The sequence below is a fragment of the Streptomyces sp. CB02980 genome, assembly GCF_014451325.2.
In the GTDB taxonomy this organism is placed as follows: Bacteria; Actinomycetota; Actinomycetes; order Streptomycetales; family Streptomycetaceae; genus Streptomyces.
Genome location: NZ_JACSCH020000030.1, coordinates 18,227 through 35,706 on the forward strand (window position 1 = coordinate 18,227; position 17,480 = coordinate 35,706).

The window sequence follows — 17,480 nt, forward strand, 5'->3', positions numbered from 1 at the left end:
ACTCGGCTGCGGGACACCTCAGTCGAATTCACCCGTAGGCGCCGGCGAACCACTTCCGTACCGCCTCCGTGTGGAGCGGGAAGGCCAGTTCCTCGGGTGCGTGGAGCACGTGGTGGCCGCTCGTCTCGTCCGTCGGGACCGAGGGTGGGAGCGCCGCCGCCGGGCGGGGCGGGAGGAGGCCGAAGAGGAGGAGGTGGCCCGCCGACGAGCTCAGCGCGTCGGCGAGGCGCACCTCCTCGGCGGAGGCCACGATCCCGGTCTCCTCCCGCAGTTCGCGGGCCACGGCGGCGCGCCAGTCCTCGCCGTGGTCGATGAAGCCGCCGGGCAGGGCGACCTCGCCGCGCGCGGGTTCGATGGTGCGGGTGATGACGACGAGGCCCGTGTCCGTTCCGTCCGTGACGGGGAGCAGGGCGACGGCGACGGGCAGCGGGTTGCGGTAGGCGGTGTTGCCGCAGGCGGGGCAGGTGCGCGGCCAGCCGGCCTCGGCCGGGTGGGCGGCGCCGCAGAACGTGCAGTGGGAGTCCTTCACGGGCCGACCGTATGCGATCACCCTTTCCCGGCGCTGCCGGAACTGATAGACGGTGCGCATGACAGGACTTGCTTCCGCCTTCCGTACCCTCGCCGCCGCGGCCGCGGCCGGACTGCTCGCCGTCACGGGCGCCGTCGCCGCCCCCGCTCCCCCGGCGTCCGCCGCGCCGGAGCCGAAGGCGCCACGGGAGTTCGTGGCTCTCGGCTCGGTGGACCGGACGATCATTCAGGAGATGCGCTACACGACGGCACACAACTTCGTGGGCGAGCCGGTGGACGGCTACCGGCAGCCACTGTGCATCCTGACCCGGCCGGCGGCCGAGGCCCTGCACCGCGCGCAGGTGCGTCTCCTCGCCCGCGGCTACACGCTCAAGGTGTACGACTGCTACCGGCCGCAGCGGGCCGTCGACCACTTCGTGCGCTGGGCGAAGGACCTGGCGGACGAGCGGATGAAGGGGGAGTTCTATCCGCTCGTCGACAAGTCGAGGCTGTTCGCGGACGGTTACATCGCGGAGAAGTCCGGGCACAGCCGGGGCTCGACGGTGGATCTGACGATCGTCCGGCTGCCGGCGGTGCCCACGCGCGCGTACGTACCGGGAGAGACGTTGACGGAGTGTTACGCGCCGCGCGCGGAGCGGTTCCCGGACAACTCCGTGGACATGGGGACCGGGTACGACTGCTTCGACACGCTCTCGCACACCGAGGATCCCCGGATCCAGGGTGGGCAGCGAGCCCATCGGCAGCTGCTCAAGAGCACGCTCGTCGAGCAGGGCTTCGTGAACCTGCCGGAGGAGTGGTGGCACTTCACCTTCAAGCCGGAGCCGTTCCCCAGCACGTTCTTCGACTTCCCGGTGGCGCGGAGGTCGGTGGCCGGTCACTGAAGCTTTCGCCCGCGGGGCTCCCGTGCCACACTTCTGACGGTTCGTCAGCTCAGGGTGGTCGACGGTAGGCACGGGAGGCCTCGATGGCACGGACACGCACACCGGTGGTGGCCGGGTGGTTCACCGACGACTCCGTGCCGGAGGCGGAGTTCCGGCTGCTCGGAACCCGCTGCACGGTCTGTGCCTCGGTCTTCTTCCCGCGCGCGGACGACGGCTGCCGCAATCCGGTCTGCCCCGGGGGCGGGGAGCTCGCCGAGTTCCCGCTCTCCCCGCGCGGCCGGGTCTGGTCGTACACCGACGGGCGCTACCGTCCGCCCGCCCCGTACGTCTCCGATCCGGACGCGCCCTGGGAGCCGTACACCCTCGTCGCCGTCGAGCTGGCGGCCGAGGCCATGGTGGTCCTCGGGCAGGCCGCGCCGGGGGTGACGACGGCCGATCTGGCGATCGGGACGGAGGTCGAGGTGGTGCCCGGGGTCCTCAACGAGGACGACGAGCACATCTGGACCACCTGGAACTGGCGGCCCGTCGTGCGGGAGGAGCGGTCGTGAACGACATCGCCGTCATCGGGGCGGGAATGCACCCCTGGGGCAAGTGGGGTCGGAGTTTCATCAGTTACGGGACGGCCGCCGCCCGCGCCGCAATCGCCGACGCCGGCCTGGACTGGTCGGACGTCGGCTCCGTCGTCGGCGCGAACACCATGCGGTGCGGATACCCGGGGTACGTGGCCGGGGCGACGTTCGCGCAGGCCCTCGGGTGGCAGGGGGCGCGCGTCACCAGCGTGTACGCGGCCTGCGCCTCGGGCGCCCAGGCGATCGGGACGGCACGGGCCCAGATCCTCGCCGGGCTCGCCGACGTGGTCCTGGTCGTCGGCGCGGACGCGACGCCCAAGGGCTTCCTCGCCCCGGCCGGCGGCGAGCGTCCCGACGACCCGGACTGGCTGCGGTTCCGGGTGCTCGGGGCCACCAATCCCGCGTACTTCGCGCTCTACGCACGCCGCAGGATGGCCCTGTACGGGGACACTCCCGAGGACTTCGCCCAGGTCAAGGTGAAGAACGCGGCGGCCGGCGCGCTCAACCCGCTCGCCCGCTACCGCGCGCGCGTGAGCGCCGAGCAGGTCGCCGCCTCGGCCGTCGTCGCCGATCCGCTGCGGCTCCTCGACATCTGCGCCACCTCGGACGGGGGCGCCGCGCTCGTGCTGTCCAGCATGGAGTTCGCGCGCGGCCACGGGCACTCCGACCCGGTGCGGGTCCGGGCCGTGTCGACGGTCTCCCCCACGTACCCCAAGGCGGTGCTCGACCTCCCGGACATCGCGACCGACTCGGCGGTGGCCCTCGCGCCGGCCGCACACTCCTTCCGCGCCTCCATCGCGAGCGCCGCCTACGAAGAGGCGGGGATCGGGCCCGAGGACCTCTCCCTCGCGGAGGTCTACGACCTGTCCACCGCACTGGAGCTGGAGTGGTACGAGGACATCGGGCTGTGCGCGGTCGGCGAGGGCGCCAAGCTGCTGCGGGACGGGGCGACCTCGCTCGGCGGGCGCCTGCCGGTCAACACCAGCGGCGGGCTGGCCTCGTTCGGAGAAGCCGTGCCCGCCCAGGCGATCGCCCAGGTCTGCGAGCTGACCTGGCAGCTGCGGGGTACGGCGGGCGACCGGCAGGTGCCGGGGGCGCGGGTCGGCATCACCGCGAACCAGGGGCTGTTCGGGCACGGGTCCGCGGTGGTGGCGGTGCGCTGAGGGTCCTCGGGCGGAGGGACCTCTGGTCGAGGGTCCTCGGGCGGAGGGACCTCTGGTCGAGGGTCCTCGGGCGGAGGGACCTCTGCGGTGGGCCGGGGTCCCTCGGCCGGTAGGGCTTCAGGAGTGCGACGAGGCCCCTGTGCCTGAGGTGACCCCACCACGACGAGGCCCCTCTGCCTGAGGTGACCCCACCGCGGCGGGGCCGCCTCAGGCGGTCACGTCAGGGGGCCGCCGTCGCGTGGCTCCGGTCCGCGAGGACGAGCGCGTGCTCGACGACGGCGACGAGGACGTTCTTCACGGACTCGCGGTCCCGCGCGTCGCACATCAGGAGCTCGACCTCCGGGTCCAGGTCCAGCGCCCCGCGCACGCTCTCCGCGGGGAACCGCCGGGCACCCTCGAAGCAGTTGACGGCCACCGTGAACGGGATGCCGCGCCGCTCGAAGTAGTCGATGGCCGCGAAGCTGTCCTCCAGCCGGCGGGTGTCCGCAAGGACGACCGCGCCGAGCGCGCCCTGCGCCAGCTCGTCCCAGAGGAACCAGAAGCGGTCCTGGCCGGGGGTGCCGAACAAGTACAGGACGAGGTCCTCGCGCAGGGTGATCCGGCCGAAGTCCATGGCGACCGTGGTCGTCGTCTTGGTCTCGACGCCGTGCAGGTCGTCGACGGGCCGCCCCGCCTCGCTGAGGATCTCCTCGGTCCGCAGGGGCCGGATCTCGCTGACCGCGCCCACCAGCGTCGTCTTGCCGACCCCGAACCCGCCCGCGACGAGGATCTTCAGGGTCACCGGTTCGACGTACGGCTTCTTGCGGCTAGAGCGCCCGAAGGCCATTGATCACCTCGCGGAGAATGCTCACGTCCGGCAGCTCGGCCGGCGGAACGGGGCGGGTCACATGGACGAGTTCGTCCTCGACGAGGTCACCGACGAGCACCCGGACCACCCCGACGGGGAGGTCGAGTCCTGCGGCGAGCTCGGCGATCGACTGGGGCTGCTCGGAGCAGCGTTCGACGATCTCCACGTGCTCGGGGGAGAGCGTCTGGTCCCGGCCGGGGTCGTCGGCGGCGGGCTCGGGCACGACCACCGCGATCAGGTCGAGCCGGTGGCGGGTGGCGGCGCTCGTCCGGCCGCGGGTCATCGCGTACGGACGGACCACCGGCCCGGCCTCGTCGTCGAACCAGTGGTGGTGGGCCGGGGTGGGGCTCTGGTCCGACTCCGTGTGCCGGTTCGCCTGGTTCAGCTGGTTCCGCTCGGCTGCGTCACTCATGCCGTCCCCACTCACCCTCCCGCGGGCAGCCCGGTCCGGGGTGCCGTCGCGAGGTGGACCCCGACCCGCTTCACCATCAGCGTCATCTCGTAGGCGACCTGGCCGACGTCGGAGTCCGCGTCGGCGAGCACGGCCAGGCAGCTGCCGTCACCGGCGGCCGTGACGAAGAGGAAGGCGTCCTCCAGCTCGACGACCGTCTGACGGACCTTGCCCGCCTCGAAGTGACGGCCGACGCCCTTGGCGAGGCTGTGGAAGCCGGAGGCCACGGCGGCCAGGTGCTCCCCGTCCTCCCGGGTCAGGTCCTGGGACGCACCGGTGGGGAGGCCGTCGCTGGAGAGCACCAGGGCCTTCCGGATGGACGCGACGCGCTGCACGAGCTCGTCGAGGAGCCAGTTCAGCTCGCCGTTGCCGTGTCCGGCGGTGGTGCTGGATGCTGCGGCGTTCGGTGCGGTCATCGACCGTCCCCCTCGGGTGTCGTTCCAGGTGCTGTCGGGTCGTCAGGGTCGGCGTTCTGCTCTCGCCCGCGCTGCCAGCCGCGCTGCATGGCGGCCATGCGCGCGCGTACCTCCTCGGCGTCACGCTCGAAGGAGTCGGCGTCCGCGGGCGCCGCGCCGCCGCTCGTACGGGCGTCGGCGCGCCTGCCCGTACCGCGCTCGGCCGGGCCGTCGGTCGCGCGCAGCTGGGGCGCGAGGCTGGCCTGACGGACGCGGCGGGGCAGTCCGCCGAACGGCTCGGGGCTCGCCGGCGGCGGCACGGGACCCTCCGGCGGTACGGGGACGAGGGTCGGGCCGGTGCCGCGCGGGGCGATGGGCAGACCGTGCTGCCGGCCGGTGCCGCGCGGGGGTACGGGCTGGTCGCCGGGCCGACCGGTTCCGCTCGGGGGCACCGGCCGCTCGTCCTGTCCGGTGCCGTAGGCGTGGTGGTCCGCGACGCCGGGGCCGTCCGTCACCCGGCCGAAGCCTTCGGTCACCCGGCCGGGGGCGGGGTGCGCGCGGCCGTTGAGCGGCTGGTCCAGGTCGGGGAGCGCGTGGGCCCGGTCGGGCCCGTCGGCCCCCCGGCTCCGGTCCGGTCCGTCGATGCCACGGCCCCGGTCCGGCTCGTCGAGGCGGCGGCCGTGGTCCACGACGAGGGTCGGGGTGCGACGGCGCGGCAGCGGTACGGGGCCGAGGACGCCCGCGTCGGCGGGCTTCTCCTCCTCGCCGTCGCCGTTCGTCCGGTCCGTGGCCTGCTGGTGCTGTTCGCCCGCGGGCGCGAGTCCGGAGCGGCGCCGGGCACGGGGCCGGAAGAGGCCGCCGCGTTCGCTCTCGGTGTCGAGGAGGTCCGCCGCGCCGTCGAGCAGTACGTCGAACTCCTCGTTGCCGAGCGGCCCCTCGAGCTCGACGGGTCCGTCGAGCGGGCCGGGTGCCTCGGTCACGTCCGGGACCCTGGCGAGCGCCGGGCGGCGGCTGGGCAGGACGCCGTCGGCGGCGGTCCCGGCGTCGTCCGGGCTCGTGCGCTCCAGGGTCTTGCGGTCGAGGCGGAAGCCGGCGCCCTGGGTCTCGGGCGCGTCGGTGAGGAGCGCGGCCGGGATGAAGACGACCGCGGTGGTCCCGCCGTACGGCGAGGTCTGGAGCGAGACACGGACGTTCTGGCGCTGGGCGAGCCGGCTGACCACGAAGAGGCCGAGCCGGTCGGTGTCCGAGAGCTCGAACTCGGGGGTCTCGGCGAGCCGGAGGTTGGCGTCGAGCAGGGCGTCGGGGTTCATGCCGAGGCCTCGGTCGTGGATCTCCAGCGTGAAGCCGTTGGCGACCCGCTCGCCGAGCACCTGGACGGCGGTGTGCGGGGGCGAGAACACCGTGGCGTTCTCGAGGAGTTCGGCGATGAGGTGGGTGAGGTCCGCGACGGCGGGGCCGCCCACGCCGAGGCGCGGGAGTCGGCGGACCTCGATGCGCTCGTAGTCCTCGACCTCGGCGACGGCGGCGCGGACCACGTCCATGAGCTGGACGGGCTTGCGCCACTGACGGGAGGGTGCGGCGCCGGAGAGGATGACGAGGCCCTCGGCGTGCCGTCGCATGCGGGTGGTGAGGTGGTCGAGCCGGAAGAGGTCGGCGAGCTCGTCGGTGTCCTCGGTGCGCCGTTCCATGGTGTCGAGGAGGGTGAGCTGGCGGTGCAGGAGGACCTGGTTGCGGCGGGCGAGGTTGACGAACACCTCGGAGACGCCGCGCCGCAGCTCGGACTGTTTCACGGCTGCTTCGACGGCGGCGCGCTGGAGGGTGTTGAGGGCCTGGCCGACCTGGCCGACCTCGTCCTGTCCGTATCCCAGGTGCGGGACTTCGGTACCGACGTCGACCTGTTCGCCCGCGGCGAGCCGCCGCATCACGCTGGGCAGACGTACGCCGGAGACCTCCTGGGCCTCCTTCTGGAGGCGGCGCAGGTCGCGGACGAGGTCGCGGCCGATGCGGACGGAGATGACGATCGAGGCGAGCAGGGCGAGGAAGCCGAGGACTCCGGCGACTCCGACCTTGAGGAGGACGCTGTACGCGGCGGGCTGGACGCGGTCCTGGTAGCGGTCGCCGGCCGCGGTGTTCTCCCTGGCCAGGTCGTCGAGGACGGGGCTTGCGTTGTCCTGCCAGTAGGCGGGGGTGACGGCGCGCGGGCTGTCGGTGGGGCCCTCTTCGATGATCGCGTTCTCGGCGGTGCGCAGCGGCCGGCTGTCGGGGCTGCGCCAGTACTTCTCGAAGCGGGCGCGCTCGGCGGTGGGCAGGAGTTCGAGGTTGACCTCGTAGAACTGCTCGCGGTTGGCGACGAGGTCGGATATCTCGCGGATCTCCCGGGCGGTGACCCGGTCCGCGACGAGCGCGGAGAGGACGAGCGCGTCCTCGCGGGAGAGCAGCTCACGCGCGCGGGTGATGCCGACGAGGGCGCGGCCCTGCTTGTCCATCTCCACGTTCTCGAGGGCGTGGAGGGTGACGAGGAAGCTGTAGCAGGGGTCGACGAGCCGGTTGTAGAACTCGAGGGCCTGCATCCGGCCGATGTCACGTTTCTCCACCGAGCGGCGCAGCGAGGCGATGCCTTCGAGCGCTTCGAGGAGGGAGGTGAGCCGCTGGGCGGTGACGGGCCGCATCTCCTCGCGTACACCGGGGTCGGCGGCGTTGGCGCGGATGCGGGCGATCTGACGGTCGGTCGCCCGGCGGGTCTCGTCGAGGGAGCCGAGGGCGTCGGTGCCCCGGGGATCGGCGAGGTAGATGAGGGACTGGCGCCGTTCGAGCTGGATGACGCGGGCCGTGTCCTCGAGGGGGTAGCCGACCTTGTCGACGATGTAGCCGACGTCGAGGAGTTGGTCGGCCTCGCGTCCGGTGAGGACCGTGGCGAACCCCCACAGGCCCGTCAGGGAGACGAGCGGTACGAGCAGCAACGCCACGATCTTCCGGCGGATGGACTTCCCGCGAAAGCGCATGGCCTCCCCCAGCTCGACCTCCGTGGCCCCGGAGGTCCTTCACGTTCGTGACGTCCGGCGTCAACACGCGGCGTCAACCTTGAGATTCAACAAACGGCGGCGTGAGCCTACTACTGCATCACGGCCATCCCGAAGGCATGTCCGGGCTGTTTTCAGCCTGTCGAGTGAGTCTTGATCATGAGATGTCCTGGTATTCGGGGAGTTGGGATTGGTCAATGTGGCGTAGGACACCTGACGATGCGCCATTTCTCCGGCCTGCGGAGATGGCTGGAATTATTCGTTCCGGTCCCATCCCGCTCACGTTCATCCCAGGTCGGACGAAACCTTTTCCCTCACTCGTGCGTCAATAAGTACGGGGCGGGTTCTGTCCGTGTATAGGCGCTCAAGACGGGCAACCGTTCCTGAAGACGGTCAGTGGTGGGGAGTGACAGGACAATGGAACACGAGGCGCGGTCGGCCGGGCAGTTGTGGGTGGAGGACGACCGGGCGCGACGGCGGATGCCTGACCCGGTGCGCAACTCCGCCGTACGGGCCGTGATGCTCACATCGGTGACGCTCGTCCAGGGAGTCGTGGCGTTCTTCAGCTCCGTGACGGGCTCATGGCTGGCGTTCCCGGTGACCGTCAGCGCGGTGGTCTCCACCGTCGTGGCCACCTGGAGCGTGCTCGACATCTGGATCACCCGTCAGGTGTGGCGCCAGCGCAACGGCGTGGTGTCGGAGCCGAGCAGCACGGCGCGTCCGTCGCTCCGTGCGAAGCGCGGGGAGGGCCGGGCGGAGACGGCGTCGCTGTCCGAGGCGGCCTGACCCGGCGAAACGAAGGTGAGCGGCCCGGCCCCCTGTCGAGGGAGCCGGGCCGCTCACTTGTGCGCTAGGGCCTGTCCGCCCCTGATCCGCCGGACAGGCCCTAGGGGCCGCAAGCCCGGCCTGATCGGCAAGACACCCCCTAGAGGGCCGCCGGTCGGCTCGGGTCGTCCGACGCGTGCCGGCGGAACATCCGCGTCGCCGTGATCTCGCCGTGGATCGTCTCGCCCTCCGCCGCGGTCTGCGGCAGACCCGGACGGAGATGCTCCTCCACGCTGATGTACTTGAGGCCGGCCCGCAGGTCGGCGTCGTTGCGCAGCCGGATCACCAGGGGGAACTCGGCGAGCGCGGTCGTGTCGAACAGCCCCGTCGTGTACAGGAGCTGCACGCCCAGCGCGTCCGACACGGCCCGCTGGAGCTCCAGGAGGTACGTGGCGTTGGCGCGGCCGATCGGGTTGTCCAGGAACAGGGTGCCCGCGTGCCGGTGCTTGTCGCGGCCCCGGTCGTTGGAGCGGAGCGCCGCCATCGTGCAGTACAGGGCGATGGCCGCGGTGAGCAGCTGACCGCCGGAGAAGACGTCGCCCATCTGCCCGACGGGCACCCGCTCGGCGCGCAGCACCGCGTCCGGCTTGAGGATCTCGACGGATACGCCCTTGGGTTCGAGCGCCGCCTGGACTCCGCGGAGCAGCAGGGACATGCCGTCGCGGCGCAGGTCGGAGTTCTTCTTGACGGCGGCGCGGGTCGCCTCGTCGACGACCTCGCCGAGCCGCTCCGCGAGGGTGGCCTGGTCCGGCTCCTCGAACCGGATCCGCAGGAACTCCTGGCCCGACCACTCGCCGAGGCCCTCGGGGAGCCGGGAGAGGCGCTGTGCCGAGCGGAGCGTCGCGAGCGAGGACTCCACCAGGCCGCGCAGCCGGTCGACGATCGAGTCGCGGTTGCGCTCCAGCTGCTCCAGCTCGTCGGTGAGGACCCGCAGTCGGGGTGCGAAGGCCTCGGCCCACTTGGCGGCGTGCTCGGGCAGCGCCGACGCGGGCAGTTCGCGGATCTGCTGGCGGGCCGGGGTGCGGACCTGCTCGTACCGGGTGGAGTTGGCGTGCCGTACGAGGATGTCGCTCGCCTCGCGCACGGCGGCGTCGGCCGCCGAGAGCTCGGCCGTGCAGGAACGCAGCGAGCGGCGCGCCTCGGCGGCCGTCGTACGTGCCTCCTCCAGGCTGCCGGGGTACGGCTCGGTCTCCTCCCGCTCCTCGTCGGTGTGGTCGCGGAGCAGGTCCCGCAGCAGGGCGGCGGTCTCGTCGAAGCCGCCCGCCGCGTCCTCGGCGGCCCGGTGGTCCCGGAGCAGCCCGGTGTGGGCGGCGCGGGCCGCCTCCAGGGCGTCGGTGCGGGAGGCGAGTTCGGCGGTGGCGGTACGGAGCAGGGCCTGGGCCCGCTCGGCGTCGGCGGGGACGAGGTCCTCGGGCAGCTCGGTGTGCTCCCCGCCGTCCTCGGGGGCGAGCCGCTCGGCCTCGCCGCGCAGGCGGCCGAGCTTCTCGCTGGCCTCCGACGCGCGGGTCTCCAGCATCTGTACGAGGGACTCGGCGCGGGCGGCGGCGGCCTGCCGGGACGGGCCGTCGGCGCCGTCCGTGGACTCCAGGAGCTGCTCGGCGCGGGTGCGGACCTTGTTGGTGAGGCGGTCGAGCTCGGCGAGGGCGGCGGACTCGTCGCCCTCGGCGCGGGCCTGCTCGGCGCGCAGGTCGGCGCCGACGCCGACCTTCTCGTACAGCTGGGACGCGGCCCGGTAGGCCTCGCGCAGGGTGGGCAGCGCGGCGCGGGGCGCGGGCGCGTCACCCTCGGGGAGGGTGTCGGGGGCGCCGGCGATCTCGGCGCGCTCGGCCCGCAGGGCGCGGGCGGTGCGGTGGGCGTCGTCGGCGGAGCGCTGGGTCGCGCGGCGGTCCTCGTCGGCGGCACGCGCGCGTTCCAGGCAGGTCTGGGCACGGGCCTCGGCCTCGGCGGCGTCGTCGGCGAGTTCACGGAGCTTGGCCTGCCAGGCGGACCGCTCGCGCAGCCGGAAGGCGAGGCCCGCGAGGGCGTCGGCGACCCGGCGGGCGCGCTGGGCCGCCTCCTGGCGCTCGTCCCGTACCTGGGCGGCTTCGGCGGCGGCCTCGTCGGCCTCCGCGCGCGCGGTGCGGGCCTCGTCGAGGGTGGCGGTCGCGGCCTCCGCGGTCTCCCCCGCGGTGGTGGCGACGGCCGCGAGTTCGGCGAGCATCCCGGGCGGGCAGTCGGCGCGCCAGGAGCCGATCCGGGCCGCGAGGGAGCGGTCGCCGGCGAGGCGGGCGGCGAGGGTGCGGATCTCCTCGTCGCGGGCGGTGGCGCGGGCACGCAGGGCGTGCCGTTCCTCGTCGGCCGCGTGCTCGTCGTGCATGGCCGGGTTCGGCGGGACGAGGAAGACGCTGTGGACGCTGCTGTCGTCCGCGGTGTCCTGCGCCGGTACGGGGGCGAGCAGGGCGGCGGCCGTGCCGACGGCCACGGCGGAGCGCGGCAGCAGGGCCGCGGTGCCGAGGACCTCGCGGGCCCGGCCGTACGAGACGGGGTCGGTGATCACGACGCCGTCGACCAGCTCGGGGCGGGCGGCGAGGACGCGTGCGTGGTCGCCGGGGTCGACGGCCTGGGCGAGGTAGCGCCAGCCGGGGAGGGCGGGGATGCCGTGCTCGCCGAGGTACTCGACGGTGGCGAGGACGTCGGGGCCCGGCGGCAGCAGGCCGCCGTCGCCGAGGGCGCCGAGGATGCGGGAGTCGTCGGCCGCGGCGGTGCGCAGCTCGAAGAGCTGGCGCTCGGCGGAGGTGACGGCCTGGTCGAGCATGCCGCGCAGGTCGTCGGCGTACCGGTCGAACTCGGTGACGGTGAGCGGGCCCTGGGGCTCGCCGCCGGTGTCCATGCCGGCGGCTTCCCCGGGGTCGGCGCCGGGAGTGGCGGCGCGCTGTCCGGGCAGGGGCGAGCCGGTGCTCGGGCGGTGCGAACCGGTGGCGGGGAGGCTCAGGAGTTCGGCGAGGCGCTGCTCGCCGGCGAGCAGCTCGGCGGCGCGGCGCTCCGCGTCGTAGGCGTTCCCGGCGGCCTCGGCGGCGTCCGCGGCGCGGGCCGCGGCGAGTTCGGCGCGGGCCTCGGCCCCGGCGGCCTCACGCGCGCGGTCCGCTGCCGTACGGGCTGCCTCGCGCGCGGTGTCCCAGGCGGCGACCGTCGTCTTCTCGGCGTCGCTCGCGGCGAGCGCGGCGCGGGCGGGGTCGGCGTCGGGCGCGGTGTCGTCGAGCCAGCCGGCCCGTACGGCCTCGGCGGTCTCCTGCTCGACCTCGGCGAGACGCTGGCGCAGGTGCCCGGCCTCGCTACGGGCCCGCTGGGCCTCGGTCGCGGCGGCCGTGGCGTCGCGGTGGGCGGTCTCGCCGGCTTCCTGGAGGGCGGTGGAGCGTTCCTCCTCCTCGGCCGCGTGGCGCTCGCCCTCCTCGGCGGCGGAGGAGAGGGCCCGTACGAGGTCGGCGGCGGCCTCGGCGCGGGCCGCGAGCGCCGGTGCGGCATCCCGCTCCGCCTCGCGGATGGCGGCGGCCACGCGCGCGGAGCGGTCGCCGGCGGCGCGGTGGCGGAGGACGACCTCGGCCGCCTGCCAGGCGGAGTGCACGGTGCGGGCGTCGGTGAGTTCGCGGCGCTGGGACGCGGCGCCCTTCTCGGCGGCGGTCAGCGCCAGGGAGGCGTGCCGGTAGGCGAGTTCGGCGGCGATGAGGGCGGCGCGCCCGCGGGCGGTCTCGGCCTCGGCGACGGCGTGTCCCGCGGAGGTGACCTGCTGGGCGAGTTCGGCTCCACGCGCGCGTTCCACGGCGGCGCGGGCGGAGAGCCGGCGGGCCAGGGTACGGGTGCGGCGCTCGGCCGCCGTGTGGATGTCGCGCGTGGTGGAGCGGGTCCCGGCGGCCTCGACGATCCGGTTGAGGAGGTCCACGGAACCGGCCGTGAACTCGCGCTCGGCGGTGAGCTCGGCGCGGCGGCCGAGCTTGTTGCCGAAGCCTCCGACGAGGTCGGCGAGACCGTCGGTGTCCCGGGTGTCGGTGACGGCCCGCAGCAGCAGGTCGGTGAAGTCGGAGTCCTTCTTGACCGCGAAGAGGCCGGCCGCCTCGCCCTCGTCGGCGTTCATCTCGCGCTGGTAGCGGAAGAGTTCCGGGTCGAGTCCGAGCTCGCCGAGGTGCTCGTTCCAGCGGTCGTGGATCTCCTCCCAGTAGACCTCCAGGTGCGGGTACGCCTTGCCCGCCTCCGTGATCGCGTCGCGGAAGCCCTTCATGGTGCGGCGGCGGCCGGTCGCGCCGGAGGCGCCCTCGACGGGCGCGCGGACGGACGTCGCCTCGGCGACGGGGAGGTTGTCCAGGCTGAGTCCGGGGCCGGGGCGGAACGAGTACCAGGCCTCGGCGAACTTCCGCGGGTCGGAGGAGACCTGCCGGCCGCGCCACTCGCTTGCCTTGCCGACGACGACCAGTTCACCGGTGAGGGTGTGCTGCCACTCCAGGGCGACGTGCCCGCAGTCGTCGGCGAGGAGGAACTTGCGCAGCACGCCGGAGCTGGCGCCACCCAGGGTGTTGCGGTGGCCCGGGAGCATGACCGAGAAGATCAGCTTGAGGAGGACGGACTTGCCGCCGCCGTTCTCCAGGAAGAGCACGCCCGCGGGGGCGGGACGGCGCGGCGGGCCGACCGGCTCCTCCGCGAAGAACTCCGCCTGTGTGGGGGCGGGGTGGGGCACGGGCGCGCCGACCCCGCGCAGGTCCAGGACGGTGTCGGCGTAGCGCGCACCGGCGGGACCGATGGAGTACAGGCGGACCCGGGACAGCTCGTACATGGCGAGGGACTCTCGTGCTCTCGTGCTCGGGAAGAACGGTTACGCGGGCGGGCGGTTGCGCCGACGGTTACTCGGGGCGGTCAGGCCGACGGTGGCGCGTGGAAGGGCAGGCCCGCGTCGGCCGCGATCTCCAGGTCGTCGCCCTCGGGCGGCGGCAGGAGGGTGGCGGAGCCGTCGCTGACGGGGACGACGCCGAGTTCGAGGAGCTCGGCCATGGCGGCGGAGCCGGCCATGTCGCGGACCTGGAGCTGATAGCGGGCGGTGGTGCGGTAGGAGCCGCCGCCCTCGTCCCCGGTGCGCTGGAGGAAGCCGGAGTCGGTGAGGAAGGCGGCCGCCTTGCCGACGATGCCGGTGGTGGATCCGGCGAGGCGGCGGGCGTCCTTGGTGGCGCCGGTGGCGCTGCGGCGGGCGTAGATCCGCCAGGCGGCCTCCAGGCCGGGGGCGTCGGACGCGGGGTCGGTGTTCTCGCCCTGCTCCTCGGCGCGCTGCTCCAGACGCAGGCACGCCTGCCGTACGAACGCGTCGACGCCGTTGACGGTGAGACGGCCGATGTACGCGTCGTCGGCGAGGTCCTCGGGGCGGGGGAAGGCCATGGCGGCGACGGCGAGATGGGCCAGGCCGTGCAGGAAGCGGTCGGCCGAGTCGGTGGAGGCGCGGCGCGCGTAGTCGCCCATGCGGACGGCGAAGACGGAGTCCTCGCCGGCGGTGACGGCCATCCCCGCGCGGGGGGAGACCTCGAGGACGATGAGCCCGAGACCGGTCGCCACGGCGTCGGCGAGGCGCCCGAAGGCGGGGTCCTCGCGGTAGCGGCGCAGCAGCTCCGCGTACTCGGCGTCGCGGGCGGGGAGCAGCTTGGGCTGCAGCCCGAAGGAGACGAGGCGGGCCGCGTCGGAGGCGTCGGCGGGGGTGACGGCGGGCGCGGAGCCGCCGCCCGTGGAGGCGGCCGGGGGCTGCGGGGGCTCCTGCTCGCCCCACGCGTCGGCGTACTCGGCGTGGGTTTCGCTCACGGCTGGGGCTCCTCGGTACGGCTCTCGGTCGGTGGGGGGTCGGCGGGGGTGGTGACGGGTCCGGCGGGGTCGACGGCTGTGACGGGGCCGGCCGGTGTGGCGGGGCGGGGTACGGGCAGCGGGACCGGGGTGACGGCCGCGGGGCGCTCGGTGGCACCGGGGAGGCCGACGGGCGCGGCAGTGGTGTCCGTGAGGCGCACGGGACGCACGGACGGGGTACCGCTGCGCCGGTCGGACGTCGTGCGGGACGGCTGGGGCACCGCCACGACCCCGAAGCGGGGCGGTGTGCCGGGGACTCGCGGGGACGGGTCGCCCGCCTCGCCTCGTGCGCCGGCCGGGGGGTCGATCCGGACGTGGCGGAGGCGGGGGCCGGGGGTGGCCGTGGGGCCGACCGGCTCGGGGGCGGGCTCCGGCGCGGGGACGGAAACCGACTCCGGCTCCGGCTCTGTGACGGTGTGGTCCACCACGGTGCTGTCCGGGGCAGTGCTGGTCACGGCGGCGCTGTTCACGGCAGCGTCGTCCGGGGCCACGGTCACGGCCGCGGGGACGGGGACGGGCGGGACGAGGGTCACGAGGCCTCCGTGCGGCCGGCGGCCATGCCCGCGGCGTCGAGCAGCGCCGTACCGACGATGAGGTCGGCGCCGCCGAACTCCGGGTCGTCGAGCGGGGTGCCGTCGTCGACGGCGAAGAGGAGGCGCTCCTCGCCCTGGCGGTAGGCCGTGCCGACCGGGGGGCTCGCCGCGTGGACGGCGAGGAGGGCCACGAGGTACGGCAGGTCGCCGTCGAGCTCGCGGGCCTCGGCCAGCAGGCCGGAGAGGCGCCGCGGGGCGTCGTGCTCCAGGTCGAGCAGCCGCATGGCGCTCGCGAGCTGCTCCTCGCTGAAGCGGGAGTCGTCCGGGGTGGCGATGAGGTCGGGTTCGGGCATCTCGGCGCCGAGGTGCTCGCGCTCCACGGGCGGGGTCAGCAGCAGGTCGACGAGGTCGCCGAGCCGGACGGACGCCGGGGTGCGCAGACCGGTGCCGCGCGCGAAGAACGCGTCGGTGACCCTGGCGGCCTGCTCGACGGGGAGCGGCAGGGTCGGCGCCACGAGCTGGCCGTACAGGTCGAGGCCGGTGTACGACGTGGGCGCGGCGAAGGCCTGCCGGTCCTGCTCGGCGCGGAAGAGGGGCCCGGCGTCCAGGAGGCGGGACTGGAGCTGGGTGTGGCGCCGGATGCAGTCCTTCACTATGTCGACGAGCTCGGCGGCGCGCCGCTTGTGTTCGGCCGTCTTCGCGTCGGACGTGGCCTCGGCCTCGTCGCGGGCCTTGCGGATGTTGGTGAGGATCGCGTTCTCGTGGCGGTAGCGGTCGGCGACGTGGTCGAGCGCCTCGGCGATCATGTCGGGCACCGTGTTGAGCCAGTCCACCGCGCGCACGTTGCGGCGGGTGGCCTCCAGGGTCTTGCGGAGGGTCTCGGCGTACTGCACGGTCCGGTACCGCGCCTGCTCGGCGGCGAGCTGGGCGTCGGCAAGGCGGCCCCGGTTGATGAGGACCTCCAGCTTCACCTCGGCGGCGATCTGGGCGCTGGTGACGTCGGTGTCGAGAGCGCCGACCAGGACGTTGACCGCCTCGTCGGTGGTCCGGAGGTAGACGCCGCCGCCGTACCCCGGGACCTCCTCGATGAGCTTGAAGTCGTAGTCCCTGCGGACGTACACGCCGTCGGTGCCGAACGTGCCGTAGACGGCGCGGAAGCCGCGGTCGACGCTGCCGACGTTGATCAGGTTCTCCAGGACCCAGCGGGCCACGCGCTCGTGCTCGGCGGCGGGGCGGGTGGGGGCCTGTGCGGCGACGCGGGGCAGCAGGCGGGAGACGATCTGCTCGTGGTCGGCGCCGGTGTCGAAGTCCATGTTCAGTGTGATGAGGTCGATGGCCGAGAGGGCCACCTCGGCCATCGCGTAGACCGTGTACTCGCCCGCCAGGTTCGCCTTGCGCGCGTCCAGGTCGTGCAGCGGAGCGGTGCACGCGAGCGCGCGGAGGCGCCGCGCGAGCCCTTCGTCGGCGGCCGGACCCTGCGCGGGCCGCGGCCCCGCGCTGAGCTGGGGCGGAACGAGGTCCGTCGAGGCAGGCGAAGTCACGGTGGACAGATTAGGTCCTCGAACTGACAACGGTCGAAACGGCGCAGATGCGACCGGCCCCGATCGGGGCCTCGGGGCGGTCAGTCCGCCGGGCCCGCCGGGGTGTCGACGGCCTTCGCGTACGCGGTGGCGACGCGGGTGCGGGAGTCGTCGAGGTAGCGGACGAGGAGCCTTTCGGCCGAGGTCCGCTCACCGGCTCGCAGGGCGTCCAGGATCTCGCGGTTCCGCGCCAGGTACGGCTCGTGCAGCACCCGCGGGTCGTCGACGACGTGGAACGCGAGACGGAGCTCGGCGAGGACGCCCCGCATCAGCTCGTCGGTGCGGGCGCTGCCCGCGAGGGCGACGAGCTCCCGGTGGAAGTGGATGTTGGCCGTGGAGACGCCCTGCCAGTCGCCCGCGCGGGCGGCGTTCTCGCCCGCCACCACGGCCACGGCGAGCGCGTCGAGGGCGTACGGGGGCTCGTCGAGCCCCCGTACGACGGCGCACTCGACGAGCCGGCGGGTGCGGTAGATGTCGTCCACGTCGTCGACCGCCAGGACCCGCACGAAGACCCCGCGGTTGAGCTCGTGGACGAGCAGCCGCTCGTGGGCGAGGAGCCGGAAGGCCTCCCGCAGAGTGTTGCGGGACACACCGAGCGCGCCGCCGATGCCCTCCTCGGAGAGCCGGGTGCCGGGCGGGAAGTAACCCTCGGCGACCCGGGTGCGCAGGATGTCCGCGACCCGCTCCGCCGTGCTCGTGCGCCCGAGCAGCACGCGGTCGTCGGTCAGGTCCCCGGCTTCACTCGCTGTCACGGCGCCCCCTGTCGTCAGGTGTCGTCATCTTGTCGGATCGTTCAACAATCCTCTACGTTGACGGCATCGTACGGTCCCCCGTGCCGCCC

General features: G+C 74.1%; 14 protein-coding genes. 4 read left to right on the forward strand and 10 right to left on the reverse strand.

Annotated elements, in window-relative coordinates:
• Positions 1 to 28: 28 nt before the first annotated feature.
• Complete coding sequence (locus tag E0F75_RS37955) at positions 29 to 589, reverse strand: NUDIX domain-containing protein (RefSeq protein WP_229315571.1); 561 nt, start codon at positions 587 to 589, stop codon at positions 29 to 31.
• On the opposite strand from E0F75_RS37955, the gene E0F75_RS37960 reads away from it, so the two are divergent.
• From E0F75_RS37960 to E0F75_RS37970, 3 genes are all read left to right on the forward strand, one after another.
• Positions 588 to 1,409 (forward strand): M15 family metallopeptidase, encoded by an 822-nt coding sequence (locus E0F75_RS37960; RefSeq protein ID WP_229315572.1) that lies wholly within the window; start codon positions 588 to 590, stop codon positions 1,407 to 1,409. The two genes, E0F75_RS37955 and E0F75_RS37960, sit on opposite strands and share 2 nt — an antisense overlap.
• An 83-nt stretch (positions 1,410 to 1,492) precedes the next feature.
• Entirely contained in the window at positions 1,493 to 1,957 is a 465-nt protein-coding gene (locus tag E0F75_RS37965; protein WP_229315573.1) for a Zn-ribbon domain-containing OB-fold protein, read from the forward strand.
• Positions 1,954 to 3,141 (forward strand): lipid-transfer protein, encoded by a 1,188-nt coding sequence (locus tag E0F75_RS37970; protein ID WP_308189650.1) that lies wholly within the window; start codon positions 1,954 to 1,956, stop codon positions 3,139 to 3,141. Before E0F75_RS37965 ends, E0F75_RS37970 begins: the two co-directional genes overlap by 4 nt.
• 220 nt (positions 3,142 to 3,361) lie before the next feature.
• On the opposite strand, the gene E0F75_RS37975 is transcribed toward E0F75_RS37970, so the two are convergent.
• Genes E0F75_RS37975 through E0F75_RS37990 form a run of 4 tightly spaced genes read right to left on the reverse strand, consistent with a single transcriptional unit; the run spans position 3,362 to position 7,836 of the window.
• Positions 3,362 to 3,967 (reverse strand): ATP/GTP-binding protein, encoded by a 606-nt coding sequence (locus E0F75_RS37975; RefSeq protein ID WP_229315574.1) that lies wholly within the window; start codon positions 3,965 to 3,967, stop codon positions 3,362 to 3,364.
• Complete coding sequence (locus E0F75_RS37980) at positions 3,948 to 4,400, reverse strand: DUF742 domain-containing protein (protein ID WP_229315575.1); 453 nt, start codon at positions 4,398 to 4,400, stop codon at positions 3,948 to 3,950. The genes E0F75_RS37975 and E0F75_RS37980 overlap by 20 nt, the downstream gene beginning before the upstream one ends.
• Before the next feature lie 11 nt (positions 4,401 to 4,411).
• Positions 4,412 to 4,855, reverse strand: a complete 444-nt coding sequence (locus E0F75_RS37985) for a roadblock/LC7 domain-containing protein (RefSeq protein WP_229315576.1) — start codon at positions 4,853 to 4,855, stop codon at positions 4,412 to 4,414.
• Positions 4,852 to 7,836, reverse strand: coding sequence for a nitrate- and nitrite sensing domain-containing protein (locus E0F75_RS37990; protein ID WP_229315577.1), 2,985 nt, complete (start codon positions 7,834 to 7,836; stop codon positions 4,852 to 4,854). Before E0F75_RS37990 ends, E0F75_RS37985 begins: the two co-directional genes overlap by 4 nt.
• Before the next feature lie 435 nt (positions 7,837 to 8,271).
• Here E0F75_RS37990 and E0F75_RS37995 point away from each other — a divergent pair, with 435 nt between their 5' ends.
• Positions 8,272 to 8,640 (forward strand): hypothetical protein, encoded by a 369-nt coding sequence (locus tag E0F75_RS37995; protein WP_229315578.1) that lies wholly within the window; start codon positions 8,272 to 8,274, stop codon positions 8,638 to 8,640.
• A gap of 139 nt (positions 8,641 to 8,779) precedes the next feature.
• Here the strand turns inward: E0F75_RS37995 and E0F75_RS38000 are convergent, their stop codons facing one another.
• The 5 genes from E0F75_RS38000 to E0F75_RS38020 all read right to left on the reverse strand — a co-directional run bounded on the left by E0F75_RS38000 (position 8,780) and on the right by E0F75_RS38020 (position 17,391).
• On the reverse strand, positions 8,780 to 13,480 hold the full coding sequence (locus E0F75_RS38000) for a hypothetical protein (RefSeq protein ID WP_229315579.1): 4,701 nt from the start codon (positions 13,478 to 13,480) through the stop codon (positions 8,780 to 8,782).
• A gap of 80 nt (positions 13,481 to 13,560) precedes the next feature.
• A complete protein-coding gene (locus E0F75_RS38005; RefSeq protein WP_229315580.1) occupies positions 13,561 to 14,487 on the reverse strand; it encodes a hypothetical protein in 927 nt (308 codons plus the stop codon).
• Entirely contained in the window at positions 14,484 to 15,059 is a 576-nt protein-coding gene (locus tag E0F75_RS38010; RefSeq protein ID WP_229315581.1) for a hypothetical protein, read from the reverse strand. The genes E0F75_RS38005 and E0F75_RS38010 overlap by 4 nt, the downstream gene beginning before the upstream one ends.
• Positions 15,056 to 16,600 (reverse strand): hypothetical protein, encoded by a 1,545-nt coding sequence (locus E0F75_RS38015; protein ID WP_229315582.1) that lies wholly within the window; start codon positions 16,598 to 16,600, stop codon positions 15,056 to 15,058. Before E0F75_RS38015 ends, E0F75_RS38010 begins: the two co-directional genes overlap by 4 nt.
• Before the next feature lie 80 nt (positions 16,601 to 16,680).
• A complete protein-coding gene (locus tag E0F75_RS38020; protein ID WP_229315583.1) occupies positions 16,681 to 17,391 on the reverse strand; it encodes a GntR family transcriptional regulator in 711 nt (236 codons plus the stop codon).
• Between the last annotated feature and the right edge of the window lie 89 nt (positions 17,392 to 17,480).